The organism is Pseudomonas sp. PAGU 2196 (assembly GCF_022179005.1).
In the GTDB taxonomy this organism is placed as follows: domain Bacteria; phylum Pseudomonadota; class Gammaproteobacteria; order Pseudomonadales; family Pseudomonadaceae; genus Aquipseudomonas; species Aquipseudomonas kermanshahensis.
Genome location: NZ_BNTL01000006.1, coordinates 44,289 through 62,966, shown reverse-complemented (window position 1 = coordinate 62,966; position 18,678 = coordinate 44,289). Strand labels below are relative to the sequence as shown.

The window sequence follows — 18,678 nt, the reverse complement described above, 5'->3', positions numbered from 1 at the left end:
GTACATGCCGATTCAGCTTGCCCGATTAGCCTGACCCAACATCATGAAAACAAGGCAAACAACTGACTGCGAAAGTGAATGCCAAGCCGGTCAAACGCCCGGTTGCGGTAGGTTTTCACAGTGCTCTCCTTGATACCCAGGTCGGCGGCAATGCCGGCGTGGGTCATGCCCTGAAGCAGGCGGATGCAGATGTTCAACTCTTGCGTGGTCAGGTCGGGGCAGCGCTGGAGCAGCTGCTGCCGAGGGTCCTTGACGGGGTTCAGGGCTTTCAGCGCCAGGTGCCCACGCAAGAGCTGCAACAACGCTGGGCTGAGCGCTTCGCACATCTGCAGTTCACGGTCGTTGAAATAGCCTTGGTCGTGGTGGCGGTAGAGGTTGAACTGCACCGGGCGCGCCTGCTCGTCCAGGTACACACTGGACAACCGTTCGATCATGCCGTTGCGCTGGTAGATCGCCTCGCGGTAGGGCCCGTGGCGGATGTCCTGTGCGACCAGGTGGCCGACTTGCCCAGGGGCCGCCTTCAAGGGTTCGAACAGCGGGTCGTAGCGATGGTAGTGCTCGATGTACGCCTGGCCGCACCGCAGCACCAGGTTGGTGTCCGGGTGGCGGGTGCCGGCTGCCAGTAGCTGCGGCCGCGCGCCGTCCATGCGCAGCACGGAAAAATGCTGGCAAGCCGCCCATTGGCCCAGGCAGTCCAGCAACGCACCGGGAAAACCGGGCGTCCCCAGCGTACGGGTCAAGTCGCTAAATGGGCGTATTTCCGCTGGCAAGGTCGATGCCTGTGGGGTGCTGAGACGAATCATGGCGGCACTCGGCTATTTATTGTTTTTGGATCGAGCGAACAGGGCCCGATAAATAGTTAACCTATTAACTATCAGTCTGCCGCCAATCATTGTCCTTGTCCACCTCACGGGTGACAGCCCTGCCGGACGCTCGTCCGTAAGCTGGCCCGACAACGACAATGAGCGCAAACACCCATGGACCTCCACCCCCTCGACCTGCGCGTCACGCGCTACGCAGCCGAAGCCAAGGACGTCGTTCTGATCGAACTGCGCGCCGCCGATGGCCGAGCACTTCCGCCCTTCAGCGCGGGTGCACACCTGGAAATCCTCGTCGCCGGCGAGCTGCCACGCCACTACTCACTGCTCAATGCCCCCCATGAACACGACCGCTACCTGATCGCTGTCGGCCTGGTGCCTGACAGCCGCGGCGGCTCACGCTTCCTGCATCGGCAACTGCGCCTGGGCGACACCCTCGCTTGCAGCCTGCCCCGCAACCATTTCCCGCTGGACGAGCACCTGCAACGTTACTGCCTGGTAGCAGGCGGCATCGGCATCACCCCGATACTGGCGATGCTGCGTTGGTGCCAGGCGCACGACAAAGACTGGCGGTTGGTGTACTGCGCCCGCAACCGGCAACGCGCCGCGTTCTATGAAACGCTGCGCGAACTGGACCCTGCGCGGGTGCACCTGCACTTCAACGACGAAGCGGGCGGCCATCTGAATACCGCTGGGCTGCTCGACACCCTGCGCGACGACGAGCACCTGTACGCCTGCGGGCCGGCGCCAATGCTCGATGCCCTGCAAGCCGCTGCGGGGCCGCGCGCCGAACGCCTGCACATCGAACGCTTCAACGCCGCGACGGCCAGCACCGAGGGCGACAGCGGCTTCACCGTGCACCTGAGCCGTAGCGACCGAAGCCTCTGGGTCGCGCCCCAGCAAACCATCCTCGAAGCCCTCGAGCACCATGGCATCGAGCTGCCGTTTTCGTGCCGCGCCGGCATATGCGGCAGTTGCGAAACCCGCGTCTGCGCAGGCATGCCAGACCACCGCGACCTGATCCTCTCGGACGCCGACAAGGCCGAAGGCCGCAGCCTGATGATCTGCGTTTCGCGTGCCCTCGGCGACAGCCTGGTGCTGGACCTCTGAACCGCCCCCCCCTTCTTGAAGGAGCAACCCCATGTCACTGCCAAGCAGCAACCTTATCGCGCATGCGCGCAAGGCCAGCGAACCGATGGCCAACCGCGAAACCCCGTTCATCTACAACGAGTGGTACGTTGCCGCCTTCGACGATGAAGTCGGCCGGCATTTGTTGGCCCGGCGCCTGCTCGGCCGCCGCGTGGTGATGTACCGCACAGAAGCGGGTGAACCGGTGGCCCTGGAAGACCGCTGCGCACACCGCTCGTTCCCGCTTTCGCGCAGCCACCTGCAAGGCGACACCATCGTCTGTGGCTACCACGGTTTTCGCTACGACGCCGCCGGCGACCTCACCGAAGTGCCGTCCCAGAAAAACTGCCCGCGCGGCATTGGCGTACGCCGCTACCCGCTGGTGCGCCAGGGGCCGCTGCTGTGGATATGGCTGGGCGAGCAAGCCCTCGCCGACCCGGCGCTAATCCCCCATCAGGCGTGGATCGACGACCCGGCCTGGGCCTGCACCTCCGGGTATTTCCATCACCCGGGCAACTACGTCAGCCTGCATGAGAACCTCATGGACCTGACCCACCTGAGCTTCCTGCATGCCAACACTATCGGCACCCCCGACTACGCCAGTGCCCCGTACAAACTGGACCTCAAGGAAGGTCATTACACCCTGATCCGCGAAGTGGTACCGACCACTCTGTCACCGGTCTGGGGTAAGACCACAGGCCTGGAAGGCTGCGCCAGTGCAGCCCGCATTGCCACCTCGGAGTTTCTCTCCCCGGCCCTGCACCGGGTCAGCGTGACCTTCTACGACAGCGCGCAACCGGCCGAGCAACGCCAGCAGTTTCACATTCGTACCGCGCACATCCTGACCCCGGAAACCGCCAACAGCCTGCACTACTTCATCGTCCATGGTCGCGACTTTGCGCAACACGACGAAGCCTTGGGCGACTACATGCACGAGCAGCTGTTCGCCGCCTTCAACGAAGACGTCGAAGGGCTCGGGGCACTGGAAGCCGCGCTCGACGACCGTGACGACCACCACTACGAGATTTCCGTGGCCAGTGACGCGCCGGCCGTCGCCACCCGCATGTACCTGAAGAAACGTGCCGATGCCGAACGCCTGCACACCAGCCGCAAGGTCGGCTGAAGGCAGCGCAGGCCGCCGTCCATAACAACAATAAAAGGGACAACACATGTTCAAGCCTGAACGGGGTATTACCTGCCTGCGCCTGGCCCTGCTGGCAGCACTGGCTTTGCCAGTGCATGCCCGCGCCGACTTCGTCGCCGACAGCCAGGGCAGCCTGGAGCTGCGCAACTTCTACCAGAATCGCGACTTTCGCCAGAGCGGTGCCAAGGCCTCGCAAGTCGGTAACTGGTCGCAAGCCTTCATGCTCCGAATGCAGTCGGGTTTCACCGACGGGCCTGTCGGGTTCGGGCTGGATTATCTCGGCCTGCTGGGGGTCAAGCTCGACTCAGGGCGTGGCCGCAGCGGCGACGGCACGCTGCCTTTTGGCTCGCAATCAGGCCGGCCGGTGGACGACTTCAGCCACATGGGGGCTACCGGCAAGCTGCGCGTGGCCAAGACCCGACTCGACGTCGGCATCCTCACCCCGACCTTGCCCGTGGTCTTCCGTGATGACATGCGCCTGATGCCCCAGACGTTCGATGGCTCGCTGCTGCAGTCGCAGGACGTCGAACGGCTCACCCTCACCGCCGGGCAACTCTGGCGCTCGCGCACCCGCGAATCGTCAGGCAGCGACCGCATGTACCTGGCCGGGCGCAGCGCCGACTTCGACAGCGGCGCCTTCGATGTACTCGGCGCCAGCTATGACGTGGGCCACGGTTTGATCGCCAGCGTCTTTCGCGGCGAACTGCACGACGTCTACCGGCAAGACTACTACGGCCTGGTGCACACGCTGCCACTGGGGCCAGGGATGTCGCTGCTCACCGACCTGCGCTACTTCGACAGCAACAGCGCCGGCACTGCCAAGGCCGGCAGCGTCGACAACCGCAACTTCAACATGATGAGCACCTTCAGTGTTGGCGCGCACAAGGTTGGCGTGGGCTACCAGCGCATGTACGGCAATGACGCCTTCCCCACCCTGAACGGCTACACCCCGCCGTACACCGCCAACCTGGTCACGATCGGCACCTTCACCAGTGCCGGCGAGGTCTCCTGGCAGGCCCGCTATGACTACAACTTCGTCGCCCTTGGGCTACCGGGGCTGAGCTTCATGACCCGCTACGTGCGGGGCGACGAGATCCGCACCGGCGCTGCCGACGGCCATGAGTGGGAACGCGACACCGACCTCACCTACGTGATTCAGGCCGGCTACTTCCAGGGCCTGGGCCTGCGTTGGCGCAACGCGGCCTATCGCTCCAGCTACGCCAGCGACATGGACGAGAACCGGCTGATCCTCAGCTACACCCTGAAACTCTGGTGAATCCCCCTACACCTGCCCTTCGAGGTACTTCCATGAGCCAGACCTTCGAGACTCTGCAACACACGCAGAGCACTGCCAGCACCCACCGCCAGGTCAGCTGGCGGATCATGCCGCTGCTGCTGATCAGCTACGTGTTCGCCCACCTGGACCGCATCAACATCGGCTTCGCCAAACTGCAGATGAGCAACGACCTGCAATTCTCCGACACCGTGTACGGCCTGGGGGCCGGGCTGTTCTTCGTCGCCTATGCGATGTTTGGCGTGCCGGCCAACCTGGTGCTCGACAAGCTCGGCCCGCGGCGCTGGATCGCCCTGATGATGGTGACCTGGGGGCTGCTCTCCAGTGCCATGCTGCTGATTGAAAGTGCCCAGGGTTTCTACGCCCTGCGTTTCGGCCTCGGGGTGGCCGAAGCCGGTTTCTTCCCGGGCATTCTGGTCTACCTGTACCGCTGGTTTCCGGCTGGGCGCAGGGCGTCGATCACGGCTCTGTTCACCCTGGCGGTGCCTATGGCCGGCGTAGTCGGCGGCCCGGTATCGGGCTGGATCCTCGAACACATGCAAGACACCGCCGGGCTGCGCGGCTGGCAGTGGATGTTCCTGATCGAAGGCCTGCCAGTCGTGGCGCTGGGCCTGGTGATACTGGCGCGGCTCGACGACCGCATCGAAGACGCACGCTGGCTCAGCGACGCGCAGAAGCACGCGTTGCGGCAAACGCTGGCCGGCGAAGAAGCGCGCAAACAGATCAGTTCCTGGCGCGGCATCTTTGCCAATGGCCAGGTCTGGCTGCTGGTGGCGATCTACTTCGCGGTCATGCTGGCGGTCAACACCCTGGCCTTCTGGATGCCGGCGCTGATCCACGGTTCGGGGGTTGCCCACGATAGCCAGGTTGGCCTGCTCAGTGCCCTGCCCTATCTGGCGGGCTGCTTCTTCATGATTGCCGTGGGGCGTTCTTCAGACCACCACAAAGAGCGGCGCTGGCACTTGTGCGTGCCGATTCTGATGTGCGCGTTGGGCTTGACCCTGACCGGCCTGCAGCCGCAGTCACCGCTATGGGTCATGGCCGGCCTGGCCATTGCCGGCATGGGCGCCAGCAGCGCGTTGCCGATGTTCTGGCAGTTGCCACCCGCCTACCTGGCCGGCCCGATACTGGCGCCGGGGCTGGCGCTGATCAGCTCGCTGGGCAGCGTCGCCGCTTTCGTGGCGCCTTACCTGATCGGCTGGATGCGCGACAACACGCAAAGCGCCAGCCTGGCGCTGTACCTGTTGTCGCTGGTGATCGCCTTGGGGGCGCTGCTGGTGCTGCGTACCTCGGCTGCGGTGGTCAACCCACGCTGAGGCGAGGTACGCAGGCAGGCGTGGCTAGGCCGCGCCTGCCTTCAGCAACTATCCCTCTTAAGGACGAACTGCAGTCACTTCGATCTCAACACGCCAGGCTGGGTGAGCCAAGCCTGCAATCTGGAACGCGGAACGTGCAGGCAGGACTGGCTGCTTGGCGTCTGGGCCGAAGAACTGGGTGTAGCCGGCCATGAAGCCGTCGAAGTCCATCTTGCCGCCGTTCTCCGGGCCGCCTACCAGGAATACCTGCATCTTCACCACATCCTTCAGGCCCAGACCGAGGTCTTTGAGCTGCTTCTGGATGTTCTCGAGCACATTGATGGTTTGTGCTTTGGTATCACCGAAGGATTCCAGCGAATCCTTGGCTGCCTCTGGGTGGATAGCCGACGGAACGGAGCCGCTCAGGTAAACGACGGTCTTGCCTGCGGGTACTTCGACAGCTGCCGAAATGGGGAAACTGCCTGCGCTGTGGCGCACGACATCCTGTGCATGAACGCTCCCGGCACCAGCAATTGTCAGGGCCAATGCAGCAACGGTCTTGAAAGCGACCTTCATGTGTTTCTCCTAGTTGATTACCACGGGTGATGTGCACGCCTCGACGAGGCATGCACGGTCATTCCATTGTCGTAGCGGGGTTTAGAATCGATACAGGCTAAACGGTGTTGGGTCCAGCACTGGGGCTTTGCCCAGCAGCAGGTCGGCCGTCAACTCGGAAGACACCGGGCTTTCTGTCATGCCCCAACCGGTCGCGGTGTTGATGACCAGGCCAGCGTACTCTTTGACGGTCGAGATGATCGGGTTTTCGTCCGGGGCGATCGCCATGGCGCCGCTCCACTGATCGATCAGTTTCGACTCGGCGAAGGCTGGGAATTCCACCTTCAGTTTTGCCAGCGAGGCATTGAGCTCTGGAAGATCAGGGGCCGCCGTCATCAGCCTGTTTTTCTCGAACGGCGACACTTCATCCAGCTTCCAGCTGGTTGGCTGAAGGAACGAGTCGATCAACTGCTTGTTGAGCGAGACGTGAACCGGGAAGTCCGGGATGGCCAGCAGTGGCAGGTACTTGTAGCCATACATGAAGGACTCTTTGACCACCGGCGCAACCACGACGCGCGGCGAGGTGGCGTAGGTACCGTCAGCCTGCTCGCGGAAGTAGATGTTCCCTGGCAGCGCAACGTTACCGCCCGGTGCACGAGGTGCGGCGCTGATGATCTGCTGGGACTGGTAGGCAGGCAAGGTCGGTACATCGACCCCCAGGTTCTGCATGAACAGCCTGGACCAGGCACCGCCGGCCACAACGACGCGAGAGGTCTTGATGGCGCCCTTCTCGGTCACCACGTCGGAGATGGCACCTGCTTGGGTTTCCAGTCCACGCGCGGCGCAGTGGGTGTAGATGCGCACGCCCATTTTCTTGGCGTACTCGGCCATAACGTACGAGGCACGCTCGGCGTCCAGGCTGCCCGAGTCTTCCTCGAAGCCTGCGATCTTCCAGCTGGACGAGGCACCGCGCAGGCGCTGCTCAAGTTCAGTGCCTTGAATGATGCGGGTCTTGAAGGGGATGTCGGAGCCAACCTCACGGGTTTTGAGGTCGATCCACTTTCTGACGCCTTCCAGGTCTTCTTCATCGAAAGGCACTTCGACACGGCCTTGGGTGCGGTAGCTGGTGTCAGCACCAACCTTGGCATTCATTTCGCGCCAGCGTTGCTTGGCAAGGTGGTGCAACTGGAAGGTCGCATCCGGCATCTTGTAGGTCATGACCTGGCCATAGAACCGGCAGGACTGCTCGCCAGCAATGTCGCCTTTTTCAACGATGACGACCGACAGGCCACGCTCGACCAGGTTGATCGCGGTGGTAAGACCGAGAATGCCCGCGCCGATGACGACCACGTCTGCTTGCTTGGGCAGCACACCCTCGGTGCCTTCGACAAAACCGAACCGCGGTTTGCCGGGGATCAACCGACCCTCGCGCGTCAGCATAGGGGTAAGAATCCCCGCACCTGCCGCAGCTGCCACAACGCCGCCGCCAATCAAAAACTTACGCCTGGTCATTCCCATGACACTTTCCTTTCCTAGCATTCAGTATCGGTTACATCAGCCCGAACAACGGGCGCATGCAAGGCCGACAGCCCACCTGGCCAACTATGCGGCCATTGTGTGAGGCTGACGGTTCAAATTGAGGGCGGCTATTCTGGTGATGCAGCACTGCGGGAGGAATCGCTGGGGGCAAATACTTAGTTCATGTATTTCGTAACTTTCACACAAAGGACATAAATAGTTGATATGGCGACGTGGCGACTGCGTAAGTGGCGCTGCCCACACGTTGGCAATTAGCTGGCCACACCTTCTTTGAACTAATTGGTTAACCCTACACCCTAAGCCTGAGCAGCAAGACCATTGCCACTCAATAGAAAGGTTCGATCATTTATGAAACGTGAACAGATTGAAGGTGTTGCAGAGCAGGTAACCGGTAAAGCACAAAGCGCGGTGGGTCGGCTGATTGACGACCCCGCCCTGGAAGCTGAGGGTGATGGGCGCCAGGTCGCTGGCCAACTCACTAAAAGCTACGGTGACGCATTGAATAACGTTTCTACTTTTGTGAAAGAGAAGCCCATCGCAGCGCTGGCCATTGGTGCAGCCATCACGTTAGTTCTGAGCCGCCTGTTGCGGCGTTGAGCATGAGAGTTCACGGGCCTTTAATGCCAGTCAGTTAGGCGTTATTGCCGGTAATTGGGGCCGCTGCGCAGCCCATCGCAGCGGCCCCCTAGGCCCTAACTGACTGACACCCAAGGAAGAAAGAATGTCGGACCACTGTGGGATGCTTGCTCAACAACAATACCAGCTGGCATCAAAACAACTGCTCTTCGTTTTACTAGGGGTTTTCTCGCTCACGCAAATACCCCACGCCTTCGCAGAAAACGCCAATGGCAAAAATCTCTACGTGCAACGATGTGCGGTATGCCACGGAGCAGATATCAAGGGAACCGGGGCGTTAGCCACTAAAAGCAACCCTCCCGCACCTGACCTTACAACGGCTGCCTTCAAGAAACGCCTGAGCGATTATCCAGGCGTTATTGTGGCGTCAGTGATACTTAGGCCAAATGGAAACTTGATTCCAAAGACGCTACAGGAGAACGGTGTGAAAATCCCGCCGCACGCCTGGAGCGTTCAGGATTTTCGCGATCTGAATCAATACATGACGGGTATCATTTCAAGAGCACGTTGATCTCGAGACGACGAACTCAGCGGCTTAGAAACCGAACAGCTGTCGTGGGAATCTACTCTCGGATGGCAGGCCAAGCGATGCAAAGAGGCAGCCAGGCAAATCGGGCTTCGTGTCTATCACGTCCGCCACTTGGTGGAGCCAGTGTGAACCTGGCCCGATCTTGCGTAGCAGGTACCAGATTACAGCGATCAGCCCGTAGAGACGGCTGAGTGCGTTCTGATCGAGCGCCACGTTTCTAAAGTATGCCTCCGCAGGCAGTACAGGTAACGGGTTGGATGCGACCTGGTTCCAAATGCGCGTATGGTGAGCGCTGCGGTTGCGCAGCGTGTTGATCTCCTGCAGCCAGTCCTTCAGGACCTTGGCATTGCTGATACCCAGTCGAGCTGCAATGCGGTTTTGATGGCTTCCCTTCAGGATCTCAAAGTATTTGGAGAGCGTCCCGAAGTCCCAGGCTTCGACGACAACCCAAAAGGGCATGGCTTTATGGTTCTGCCTGTGCCATTCGATGCAGTCTTCGCGGCTGCGGTTGATTTGCTCGGTTTGCCGAGTTTTCCACTCGTTCCAGGTGTTGCGCTGTCTCCCACGCCGATCCTGCCAGTTGGCAGTTTGCCTGGGGTTGATGAAACGAGGGTCCAGATAAGCCAGCGGATCGTGATAGCCAACCTCATGAGCAACTATCGAGCGCATATGAATTTCGATGCGCTCGATGGCATCAAGCATCAACTGGCGAAGCTTTTTGTCGAATAGATACAGACTGAATGCCGAATCGAAGCACGTGCCCGCCGTGAAGGTGTCTTGGCGAAGCGGCTTTTGGGTGATGTTGCAGAGGGTGACTTGGCCGCGCTGGTCCCGCACAAACTCTCGCGCAGGAAACCAGAACCCACTCAGCCGGTAGTACCCCACTTGAGCAAGCTTGCGCTCAGCCCGTAGGGGGCACGCAACTATCATCCCACGGCTGACCAAGAGCTTGGCCAGGTTGCTGTAGGACTGAAATGGCTTGGGCGGAGCGAGTTGTCGCAACTTCCATGTCCCAGAAATGAGAAGGCCCAACCATAGAGCCGGACTTGCCAGCACCAGAGGATTGGGCGCGATTGCTACAAATACTCGGCCACACCGCCTGTTTTGTCAAGGCAGACCCGCCCATCAATCCAGGTGGTTGATGCACACCACCTTGGGCTGGGTCATGTCCTCATAGGCAAACCGCACCCCTTCGCGGCCCAGGCTGCCGTACTTGAAGCCCCCAAACGGCATGGCGTCGAAGCGGTAATCGGAGGAGTCGTTGATCATCACGCCACCGGCCTCGATCCGCCGCGCCAACTTCAGCGCCGTCGACAGGTCTCGGGTGAATACCCCTGCATGCAGGCTGTATTCCGGGGCATTGGCCAGGGCAACGGCCTGGTCGAGGGTGTCGAACGGCTCCAGGATTACTACGGGGGCGAACACTTCCTGCAGCCAAATACGGCTGTCGTGGCTGACCGTTTCCAGTACCGTAGGTGCGTACAGAGCACCTTGCCGGCGATGACCGCAAAGCAGCGTCGCCCCCTGCCCCAGCGCTTCTTCCACCAGTTGCTCGGTACGGCGGGCCGCCTGCTCGGTAACCATCGGGCCGACATCCGTCTCCGGGCTGGCGGGGTCACCCAGCTGCAAAGCCTTGGATTGCGCGACGAACTGCTCGCGGAAGGCTTCGTACACCGCGCGCTGCACCAGAATCCGTTGCGTGCCGATGCAGTTCTGCCCCGCCGCCCAGAAGGCCCCAGAGACACAGGACTCCACGGTCGGCCCCAGGTCACAGTCCTCCAGCACCAGTACAGGCGCATTGCCGCCCAGGTCCATGGCGAGCTTTTTGAGCCCTGCGCTGCGGGCGATCGATTCGCCGGTGGCAAAACCGCCGGTGAACGAAATCATGCGCACCTCACGCAGCTCGACCAGCGCCTTGCCCAGTTCGACACCACCGGTTGCCGTGGTCACCACGTTGTCGCCAAGCCCGGCCTGCACCAGGCAATCGACCAGCTTCAACGCCGACAACGGCGCCAGCTCGGACGGTTTTAGGATCACCGCATTGCCCCCGGCAATCGCCGGGCCCAGCTTGTGCGCCACCAGGTTCAGCGGGTCGTTGTAGGGCGTGATCGCGACAATCAGGCCCAGCGGTTCGCGGCTGAACCAGCCTTGGCGGGCTTCGGACCCTTCATAGGCTTCGAACGGCACCACCTCCCCGGCATTGCGCCGGGCTTCTTCGGCGGACAGCTTCAGCGTGTTCACACAGCGCTTCACTTCCTTCTGGGCCTGACGCAGGGTTTTACCGGCTTCGGCCACGATCAAGTTGGCGAACGCAGCCGCATCGGCTTCGACCAACCGCGCAGCTTCTTCAAGAATGCGCGCGCGACGGTGCCGTGGCATCGCTGCACTTTCAAGGCACCCCGCCCGTGCGCGTGCCAGCAAGGCGGGCACGGCCGTGGCGTCCAGATTGGGCACACGCCCCACCAGACGGCCGTCGAAGGGGCTGAATACGTCGATGTGGCTCGGCGCTACAGCGTGAACACTGGCCATGCGAGATACGCTCATAAAGGCTCCGTTACTGGCGCGGGGTGGTGTGCAGGGCGATGATGTCAGAGAGCAAGGCATAGGCGGTTTCGATACGCCCTGCGCCCGGCCCGGACACCGTGACCGCCCCCAGCAGCGCGCTATTGAACGACACCGCATTGACCGCGCCGTTGATGCCGGCAAGCGGATGATCGAGCGGCAACAGACGCGCTTCGACACTCGCGGACACCGTGCCGTCAGCACCCTTGCTGGCAGCGCCGATCAGTTTCCAGCACTGCCCCGTGGCCTGCGCCTTGACGATATCCGACGCACTGATGCCGCTGATGCCCGAGCACATCACGTCGCTGACGCTCAAGCGCGCATCCAGCAACTCGTTGGCCAGGATCACCACCTTCAGGCGCACGTCATAACCTTCGACGTCCGCCGTCGGGTCGGCCTCTGCGTACCCCAGTTGCTGCGCCTGGGCCACCGCATCCGCGAACGACATGCCGTCTTTCATGCGGGTCAGCACGTAGTTGGAGGTGCCGTTCAGAATGCCTTCGAAGCCTTGAATTTGCGAACCTGCCAGGGCCTGCTTGGCCAGGCGGATCACCGGGGTGCCGCTCATGACCGCGCCTTCGTATTCGAACGCGACATTGTGGCGGCGCGCCAGCGCTTTCAGCTCGGCACCGTGCAATGCAATCGGCCCCTTGTTGGTGGTCACCACATGGATGCCGGTCTCCAGCGCCCAGCGGCAGAAGGTGGCCGCTGGCTCGCCATCGACCGGGTTGGTGAAGGTAGCCTCGGCGATGATATCGGCGCCGGACTGCTTGATGACGGTCTCGTTGAACGCCTCGGCAGTGCCCCCTGCAATCAGGGCGAGCGCGCCCTTTTCGGCGGGCAAGGCTGCCAGCGTGGCAGCGTCCAGGCCATTGCGGTCGACCACCGAACCGAGGAACAGGTCGGTGACGCCGACGATCTTCAGGCTGAAGCCGAGGGTGGCCTGCCAGCTGTCATTATGCGTTGCGATCAACTGGGCCAGGCCTCTGTTGACACCGCCAAAACCGACCAGGGTAATGTTGTATTCAGTCACGAAGGCATTCCTTTTTGCTGTTGTTTGATGGGCCTAGCGTACGAGCCGGCTCCGGGCAGTTGAATAGGCCAAAGTGCCGTATTTATTGGGCGTTCTGCCCACACGCGAAATGGCCACTTTACGGATGCCACAGGCAGCTCGCGTTCCCTGTAGCAGCGGCCTTGTGTCGCGAAAGTGTCGCAGAGCGACCCCCAGGTTTCAGCATCGCCGCCTGAACTGTGGGGGCTGCTCTGCAGCCCTTTCGCGACACAAGGCCACTCCTACAGAAAGGGGCACGCGCAGGGGAGAATGGGGGGTTAGAAGACAGCGGAGAGCACAAACGAGGTAACGGTGTTTTCAACACCCGGCATGCCGGCGATTTCTTTCCAGACGGCGTGGACCCGTTCTGGGGTCGCCGCAGCAACCCTCAGCATCAGGTCGAACTCGCCGCTGAGCACTTCGCACTGGATCACTTCAGGGAGGGTGCGCAATTTGGCCAGCACGTCGTCCCCGCGCATGCGGTCGTAGCGATAGACGAAAATCGCCGCGCTAATCAACGATGAAGGGCGGCGGGAATCCCCCAGCCGAACGGTGTAGCCCTGTATCGCGCCATCGCGCTCAAGCCGCTCGATACGCTGGCGCACCGCATTGCGCGAGAGGTTCACCTTGGCCCCGAGTTCGGCATGGGCGATCCGCGCATTGGCAGTCAATTCGGCGAGAATGCGCTCGTCCAGCGGGTCGAGGATGCGTTTCATGCCGGCCTCGACTGCGCTGCCAGCAGGGCCTTGCACAAGCCATCAAGGTCCCCTCTACACAGGGCTGGCGGCCCGTCCTGCACCACGGGCTGCGGTGCACGCTCACCCTCCCACACGCCCAACTGCGCCAACAGCGCAGCCGACTTGGCCGGCGCGATCTGGCCCAGGGTCACCATCGGTGCGCCCAGGCTGCGTCGATGCATGCGGCCGGCCAGCGCACCGACAGCCGTGTGCGGGTCGACCAGCGCTGCGGCTTGCGTGCGCAGCTTGATGACTTCGCGGCGCACCTCGGCCTCATCCACCGCATAAGAGTCGAACAACACCCGCGCCTGAAGCCATTGCGCATTGCCGATGCTTAATTCACCGCAAGCCTCGAACTGCGCCATCAGCGACGCGACACTGCTGCCACTGCGCCCGTACAGCTCCCAGATGAAGCGCTCCAGGTTCGAATAGAGCGAGAAGTCCATGGCCGGCGACAATGTGCGCTGGCTGGCGTGCGGCGCGTAGCGATTGCGGTGCAGAAACCGGTGGAGGGCATCGTTGCTGTTGGTCGACACGATCACCTGGTTGATCGGCAGGCCCATTTTCTGCGCAATGAAGCCGGCGTAGATCTCTGCGAAACTCGCTGCGGGCACACTGAACCCGACCGGGCGGGTGCCGCCCCCCAGTTGCAGCGCCGCGTGGAAGTAGAACACGATCTGGGCAAGTACCCCGACCCAGTTGGTGGAGTTGAAACACACCGGTATCAACCCTTCCAGGGGCCAGGCACGGAACAGCCGCGCCACTAGGGTCTGGCAGTCATCGAAACTGCCATCGACGGGTATCAGCTGAACACTGGCGGGGTCACCCGCCTGCAAGGCGGCCAGGCGGTCTGGCGGGATCTCGTTGCGGGGGTAGAGAATCGCCAGGCGCACCTTCGGCCTGGAGGCGAAGGCTTCGATGGCGGCAATACCGGTATCGCCATTGGTGGCCCCGACCACCAGCGCCGCTTCGCCCGATCGCTCGAGAAAGTGGCTGACCAGCCGCGCCTGAAGCTGTGCGGCAAAGTCTTTCGAGGTGTGGGTAGGGCCATGAAACAGCTGCAGGATCCATTCGTTATGGCCAATCTGCTGCAGTGGCGTGATGGCACGATGGCTGAAGGCCTTGTAGCTGTCGCTGAGCAGCGCACGCAAGGCTTGATCATCGATGGCATCGCCGACAAAAGGCGCGATCACCCGCCAGACCAGCTCATCGAACGGCAGCCATGACCAACTGGCGATCTCCTCCGGGCTGATCACCGGCAAGTGTGCTGGCACATACAGCCCGCCATCAGCGGCAGGCCCCGACAGCACCACCTCACGGAAGTCCGCCCGTACATCACCGTTGCGGGTACTTACGTAGTGCATGAAAACTCCACAGGGTTACAAAGGCCGGTGCGCGTGTGCCACCAGCCAGGAAGAAAACAACGCGGCATCGGGCGGCAATGGGCGGCCCTGCTCGCGTACCAGGTAAAACGACTCGCTCGCTTCGATGCGCTGGCTGAACGGCGCGACCAACTGGCCGTCCCTGAGCAGGTCCTCGACCACCGAGGACCGCGCCAGCGCCACCCCCTGCCCCAGCTCGGCCATGCGGATGGTGGACACCAAGGTGTCGAACTGCAGCCCGCGCGAATAATCGACATCGTCCGCGCCCACCCGCTTGAGCCAATACCCCCAGCCCTCCTCATAGCCCAACACATGCAGCAGCGGATGGTGCCTGAGGTCGCGTGGTTCGCGAATGGCCGAGCGCGCCATCAGTGCCGGCGAACACACCGGCACCAACACGTCCCAGGTCAAGCGTTGGGCATGCAGGCCGGGCCATTCGCCATTGCCCCAGCGCACTTCCAGGTCGTCCTCGCCATCGGGCGCCTTGACCCAGAGGTTGCTGATGTAGCGGATATCGATGTGCGGGTGCTGGCGGCTGAAGTCCGGCAGCCGCGGGGCAAGCCAGTACTGCAGAAACGACAGGCTGCCACGCACCTTCACGGGGCCGCGCTTGTGCTGGCCGAAAATCTCGTTGGTGCCCACCGCCAGGCGGCTGATCGCATCCTGCACCACCGGCAGGTATGACTGCCCTTCTTCGGTCAGGCCCAGGCCCCTGGGCAAGCGCTTGAACAAGGCCACGCCCAGGTGGCTTTCGAGTTGCCGAATCTGCTGGCTTACCGCACCTTGGGTAAGGTGCAGTTCCTCCGCCGCGTGGGTAAAGTTCAAGGCGCGTGCCGACACTTCGAACGACCGCAGCCAGTTGAGCGGCGGCAGGGATTTTTGCTTCATCGACACGACCTCGTTCACAGTTGAATCCGTGCATCATGAACCGGTTTGTTCAGGTCGCGCCAACACCCGCGCCTGCCGATGCCGCAGCCGCCAGGCGCTGTGCACGTTTGTTGCGGGTTACCCAGTAGACGAAGTAGCACCAGGCAATGAACGGAATGCCGAAATACAGGGCAACACGCTGCTCCGGGTCGAAGGCAATGCCGACACACGCCAGCACGCAGCAGGCAATCGCGCCCAGCGGCACCCACGGGTAGCCGCGCACCCTGAAGTGCAGGTCTTCGACCCGGCCGCCATTGGCCACATAGTGTCGGCGGAAGGCCATCTGGCTGGCGGCGATGCTCATCCACACCACCACCACCGCCAGGCCGGAAATCGACACCAGCGCCAAGTACACCGTGTCTGGCGCCAGCACGCTGCTGAGCAACGACGCCGCGGCGCCGGCCATGCTCAGCATGATGGCGTTGACCGGCGTGCCGCGTGGCGACAGGCGGGCGAAGCACTTGGGCATATGGCCCTGATCACTGAGCGTCCACAGCATCCGCGAGGCCGCGTACAACCCGGAGTTGGCGGCCGACAGCAGCGCGGTGAGGATCACGAAGTTCATGATGTCTGCCGAGTACGGAATGCCGATCAGGTCGAAGACCATGACGAACGGGCTTTCGACCAGGCCTGCCTGTTCACGTGGCAGCAAAGTGGCCAGGACGATGATGGTGCCGACGAAGAACAGCGCCAACCGTACTACCGTAGTACGTATCGCCTTGGGCACGCTGTCCTGTGGGTCTTTTGCCTCACCGGCGGCAATGCCGATGAGTTCGGTGCCGGAGAAGGCGAACGACACCGCCAGCAACGTCATCGCGATCGGCAGCAAGCCAGTCGGGAACAAGCCTTCACGGGTGAAGTTGGACAGCCCGATGCCCTGCACGTGCTGCACATCGAACAGGCCAAAAATCGCCGCCCCACCGATGGCGATGAAGGCGATCACCGTCAGCACCTTGACCAGCGACAGCCAGAATTCGGTCTCGGCGAACAGGCGTACCGACACCACGTTGCTGACCAGTACCGTGATCGCGAACAACGCGCTCCAGATCCACACCGGCGTGTCGGGGAACCAGCGCACCATCAGGATACCCGCCGCGGTGAACTCCGAGCCGATCGCCACCGTCCAGGTCAACCAGTACAGCCAGGCCACCGTGTACCCGGTGCCAGGCCCCAAATAGCGGGTTGCATAACTGCTGAACGAGCCGGTTTCGGGCATCTGCACCGCCAGTTCACCCAGGCAGACCATCACCAGGTAGACCATGACCGCGCCGACGATATAGGCGATGACCGCGCCCAAGGGCCCGGCCTGGTTGACCGTGTAGCCTGACGTCAGAAACAGGCCAGTGCCGATCACGCCGCCCAGCGCCAGCATGACGATATGGCGCGTGTGCATCTCTTTCTTGTACCCGGCCGGGTGGCCCGACGCCGCGTTTGAGTGTTCGGTGGACATAGTTGAGTTCTCATGAAGTGGCTGGCACAGCAGCCGGCAGGCGACCCTGAGGCCGCCACCGTCGCTGTGTCAGCGGCTGTTATTGTTATGGCTTTCATGAATCATGAAGGGCGTGCCCGACGCCTCAGGTGGACACTTCGACGTGCCGGCCACAGGTGTCGCTGCCCTGCCCCTGCGCGCGTTCGACCTGCACAGCGGCGAACGCCTGGCGCAGGTCTTCCAGCAGGTCGGCGGTATCCTCGATGCCGACCGACACCCGCACCAGGCCTTCTGAGATGCCTAGTGCCTGGCGCTCTTCCAGGGTGTTTTCCACGTGGCTGGTTGTCCGTGCCGGCCCGTAGATGGTTTCCACAGCACCTAGGTTGCCGGCGCGGTGGGCGTAGCGCAGCTTGGGCAGCAACTTGACGACAGTGCCCATCCCACCCACCAGCACGAAACTGACGATGGCGCCAAAGCCGCGCATCTGCGCACTGGCGATCGCGTGGCCTGGGTGCCCAGGCAACCCGGGGTAGTTGACCGACTCGACCAACGGCTCGCTGCACAGGTACTCAGCCAGGGTCTGGGCGCTGGCCTGCTGCTGGCGCAGGCGCAGCGCCAGGGTCTTGATGCCGCGGATGATCAGGTACGCGGAAAACGGGTCCAGTGAAGCGCCGTTGATTTCGCGGTAGTGACGCACCTGCGCCATCAAGGCTTCGCTGCCGCAGACCACCCCGCCCAGCACATCGCCATGACCGGAAAGGAACTTGGTCGCACTGTGCACCACCACATCGACACCCAGCAGCAGCGGGTTCTGGTTCAGCGGCGTGGCGAAAGTGTTGTCGGCAACGACCAAGGCGCCCACACGCTTTGCTGCGGCCACCAAGCGGCGGATGTCGAGGATTTTCAGCGTCGGGTTGCTCGGGGTCTCCAGGTAGACCACATCGCAACCCCGGGCGATTTCACGCTCCATGGCGTCGGTGTCGAGGGTGTCGCACAGCGTCACCTCGACGCCCTGACGGGGCAGGAATTCTTCGAAAATCTTGTTGGTGCCGCCGTAGCTGTCGCGGGTCGAGACCACGCGTTTGCCATTGCACAGGAAGGTATGCAGCACACCGCTGATGGCCGCCATCCCGGTGCTGAAGGCCACGGCTGACTCGGCGTGTTCCAGTGCGCAGAGCTTGTCCTCGAGGACCGCAACCGTCGGGTTGCTCATGCGGCTGTAGATGAAGCCCGGTTGCTTGCCCAGCGCGATGTCGTACCAGGCGTCGATATCCTGATAGCCATAGGCGGCACTGGCGATGATCGGGGTTTGGGTGGCATTGAAGGGGTGCTCGACTTGTTCCCCCTCCCATACCACCCGCGTCCCGATACCCGGCTGCACGCCGTTAGCGACCTTTGCTTGGTTATTCATGTCATTGTCTCGCATCGATGAAACACGGCGGTGTTTCGACTGGTCTGCGAGGACTATAGAGCGCACCTGCGCCCATGAAAAACGATGCAATTGGGCCCTAAGGGGCGCTTATTTTAATGGCTTACCAAGCCGCCTGCGTCGGGCAAGCCATCCGGGTTTTACGCATTACCCGGAGCAGCCTTGTGCTGCGAAGAGGCCAGTGATAGCAGCGAAGATTGATTGTGCCTGCACCGGCCTCTTC

General features: G+C 62.3%; 17 protein-coding genes. 6 read left to right on the top strand and 11 right to left on the bottom strand.

Features of this window, described 5'->3' with window-relative positions:
• Nucleotides 1-41: 41 nt before the first annotated feature.
• Nucleotides 42-803: a LuxR C-terminal-related transcriptional regulator gene (locus tag MFF34_RS06560; RefSeq protein ID WP_099429662.1), complete on the bottom strand. Its 762-nt coding sequence runs from the start codon at nucleotides 801-803 to the stop codon at nucleotides 42-44.
• Nucleotides 804-977: 174 nt separating this feature from the next.
• On the opposite strand from MFF34_RS06560, the gene MFF34_RS06555 reads away from it, so the two are divergent.
• The 4 genes from MFF34_RS06555 to MFF34_RS06540 are packed head-to-tail and all read left to right on the top strand — an operon-like array spanning nucleotide 978 to nucleotide 5,700.
• The gene (locus MFF34_RS06555; RefSeq protein WP_238211429.1) at nucleotides 978-1,928 is read left to right on the top strand and encodes a PDR/VanB family oxidoreductase; all 951 of its coding nucleotides are present in this window, start codon (nucleotides 978-980) and stop codon (nucleotides 1,926-1,928) included.
• Nucleotides 1,929-1,959: 31 nt separating this feature from the next.
• The gene (locus MFF34_RS06550) at nucleotides 1,960-3,069 is read left to right on the top strand and encodes an aromatic ring-hydroxylating dioxygenase subunit alpha (protein ID WP_238211427.1); all 1,110 of its coding nucleotides are present in this window, start codon (nucleotides 1,960-1,962) and stop codon (nucleotides 3,067-3,069) included.
• Between the two features lie 46 nt (nucleotides 3,070-3,115).
• A complete protein-coding gene (locus MFF34_RS06545; RefSeq protein ID WP_238211418.1) occupies nucleotides 3,116-4,366 on the top strand; it encodes an OprD family porin in 1,251 nt (416 codons plus the stop codon).
• Between the two features lie 32 nt (nucleotides 4,367-4,398).
• Nucleotides 4,399-5,700, top strand: coding sequence for an MFS transporter (locus MFF34_RS06540; protein WP_238211416.1), 1,302 nt, complete (start codon nucleotides 4,399-4,401; stop codon nucleotides 5,698-5,700).
• A gap of 57 nt (nucleotides 5,701-5,757) precedes the next feature.
• On the opposite strand, the gene MFF34_RS06535 is transcribed toward MFF34_RS06540, so the two are convergent.
• Together MFF34_RS06535 and MFF34_RS06530 are read right to left on the bottom strand one after the other, a co-directional pair.
• On the bottom strand, nucleotides 5,758-6,255 hold the full coding sequence (locus tag MFF34_RS06535; protein ID WP_033694339.1) for a RidA family protein: 498 nt from the start codon (nucleotides 6,253-6,255) through the stop codon (nucleotides 5,758-5,760).
• An 81-nt stretch (nucleotides 6,256-6,336) separates the two neighbouring features.
• Nucleotides 6,337-7,728 carry an FAD-dependent oxidoreductase gene (locus MFF34_RS06530; protein WP_308445336.1) on the bottom strand — a complete coding sequence of 464 codons (1,392 nt, stop codon included), beginning with the start codon at nucleotides 7,726-7,728 and terminating at the stop codon, nucleotides 6,337-6,339.
• Nucleotides 7,729-8,121: 393 nt separating this feature from the next.
• Between MFF34_RS06530 and MFF34_RS06525 the strand changes: the two genes are divergently transcribed.
• Nucleotides 8,122-8,370 carry a CsbD family protein gene (locus MFF34_RS06525; protein WP_027596354.1) on the top strand — a complete coding sequence of 83 codons (249 nt, stop codon included), beginning with the start codon at nucleotides 8,122-8,124 and terminating at the stop codon, nucleotides 8,368-8,370.
• A 142-nt stretch (nucleotides 8,371-8,512) separates the two neighbouring features.
• A complete protein-coding gene (locus tag MFF34_RS06520) occupies nucleotides 8,513-8,920 on the top strand; it encodes a cytochrome c (RefSeq protein ID WP_238211609.1) in 408 nt (135 codons plus the stop codon).
• A 24-nt stretch (nucleotides 8,921-8,944) separates the two neighbouring features.
• On the opposite strand, the gene MFF34_RS06515 is transcribed toward MFF34_RS06520, so the two are convergent.
• The 8 genes from MFF34_RS06515 to MFF34_RS06480 all read right to left on the bottom strand — a co-directional run bounded on the left by MFF34_RS06515 (nucleotide 8,945) and on the right by MFF34_RS06480 (nucleotide 18,437).
• Nucleotides 8,945-9,940 (bottom strand): Abi family protein, encoded by a 996-nt coding sequence (locus MFF34_RS06515; RefSeq protein ID WP_238211412.1) that lies wholly within the window; start codon nucleotides 9,938-9,940, stop codon nucleotides 8,945-8,947.
• Between the two features lie 123 nt (nucleotides 9,941-10,063).
• The gene (locus MFF34_RS06510; RefSeq protein ID WP_238211397.1) at nucleotides 10,064-11,482 is read right to left on the bottom strand and encodes an aldehyde dehydrogenase family protein; all 1,419 of its coding nucleotides are present in this window, start codon (nucleotides 11,480-11,482) and stop codon (nucleotides 10,064-10,066) included.
• A gap of 10 nt (nucleotides 11,483-11,492) precedes the next feature.
• Nucleotides 11,493-12,533, bottom strand: a complete 1,041-nt coding sequence (locus MFF34_RS06505) for a homoserine dehydrogenase (RefSeq protein WP_238211395.1) — start codon at nucleotides 12,531-12,533, stop codon at nucleotides 11,493-11,495.
• Between the two features lie 296 nt (nucleotides 12,534-12,829).
• Entirely contained in the window at nucleotides 12,830-13,267 is a 438-nt protein-coding gene (locus MFF34_RS06500) for an Lrp/AsnC family transcriptional regulator (RefSeq protein ID WP_027596349.1), read from the bottom strand.
• Entirely contained in the window at nucleotides 13,264-14,652 is a 1,389-nt protein-coding gene (thrC, locus tag MFF34_RS06495) for a threonine synthase (RefSeq protein WP_238211392.1), read from the bottom strand. The genes MFF34_RS06500 and thrC overlap by 4 nt, the downstream gene beginning before the upstream one ends.
• A 15-nt stretch (nucleotides 14,653-14,667) precedes the next feature.
• Complete coding sequence (locus MFF34_RS06490; protein WP_027596347.1) at nucleotides 14,668-15,558, bottom strand: LysR substrate-binding domain-containing protein; 891 nt, start codon at nucleotides 15,556-15,558, stop codon at nucleotides 14,668-14,670.
• 49 nt (nucleotides 15,559-15,607) lie between these two features.
• On the bottom strand, nucleotides 15,608-17,047 hold the full coding sequence (locus MFF34_RS06485; RefSeq protein WP_099454475.1) for an amino acid permease: 1,440 nt from the start codon (nucleotides 17,045-17,047) through the stop codon (nucleotides 15,608-15,610).
• Nucleotides 17,048-17,171: 124 nt separating this feature from the next.
• Entirely contained in the window at nucleotides 17,172-18,437 is a 1,266-nt protein-coding gene (locus MFF34_RS06480) for a cystathionine gamma-synthase family protein (RefSeq protein WP_238211390.1), read from the bottom strand.
• Nucleotides 18,438-18,678 lie beyond the last annotated feature (241 nt).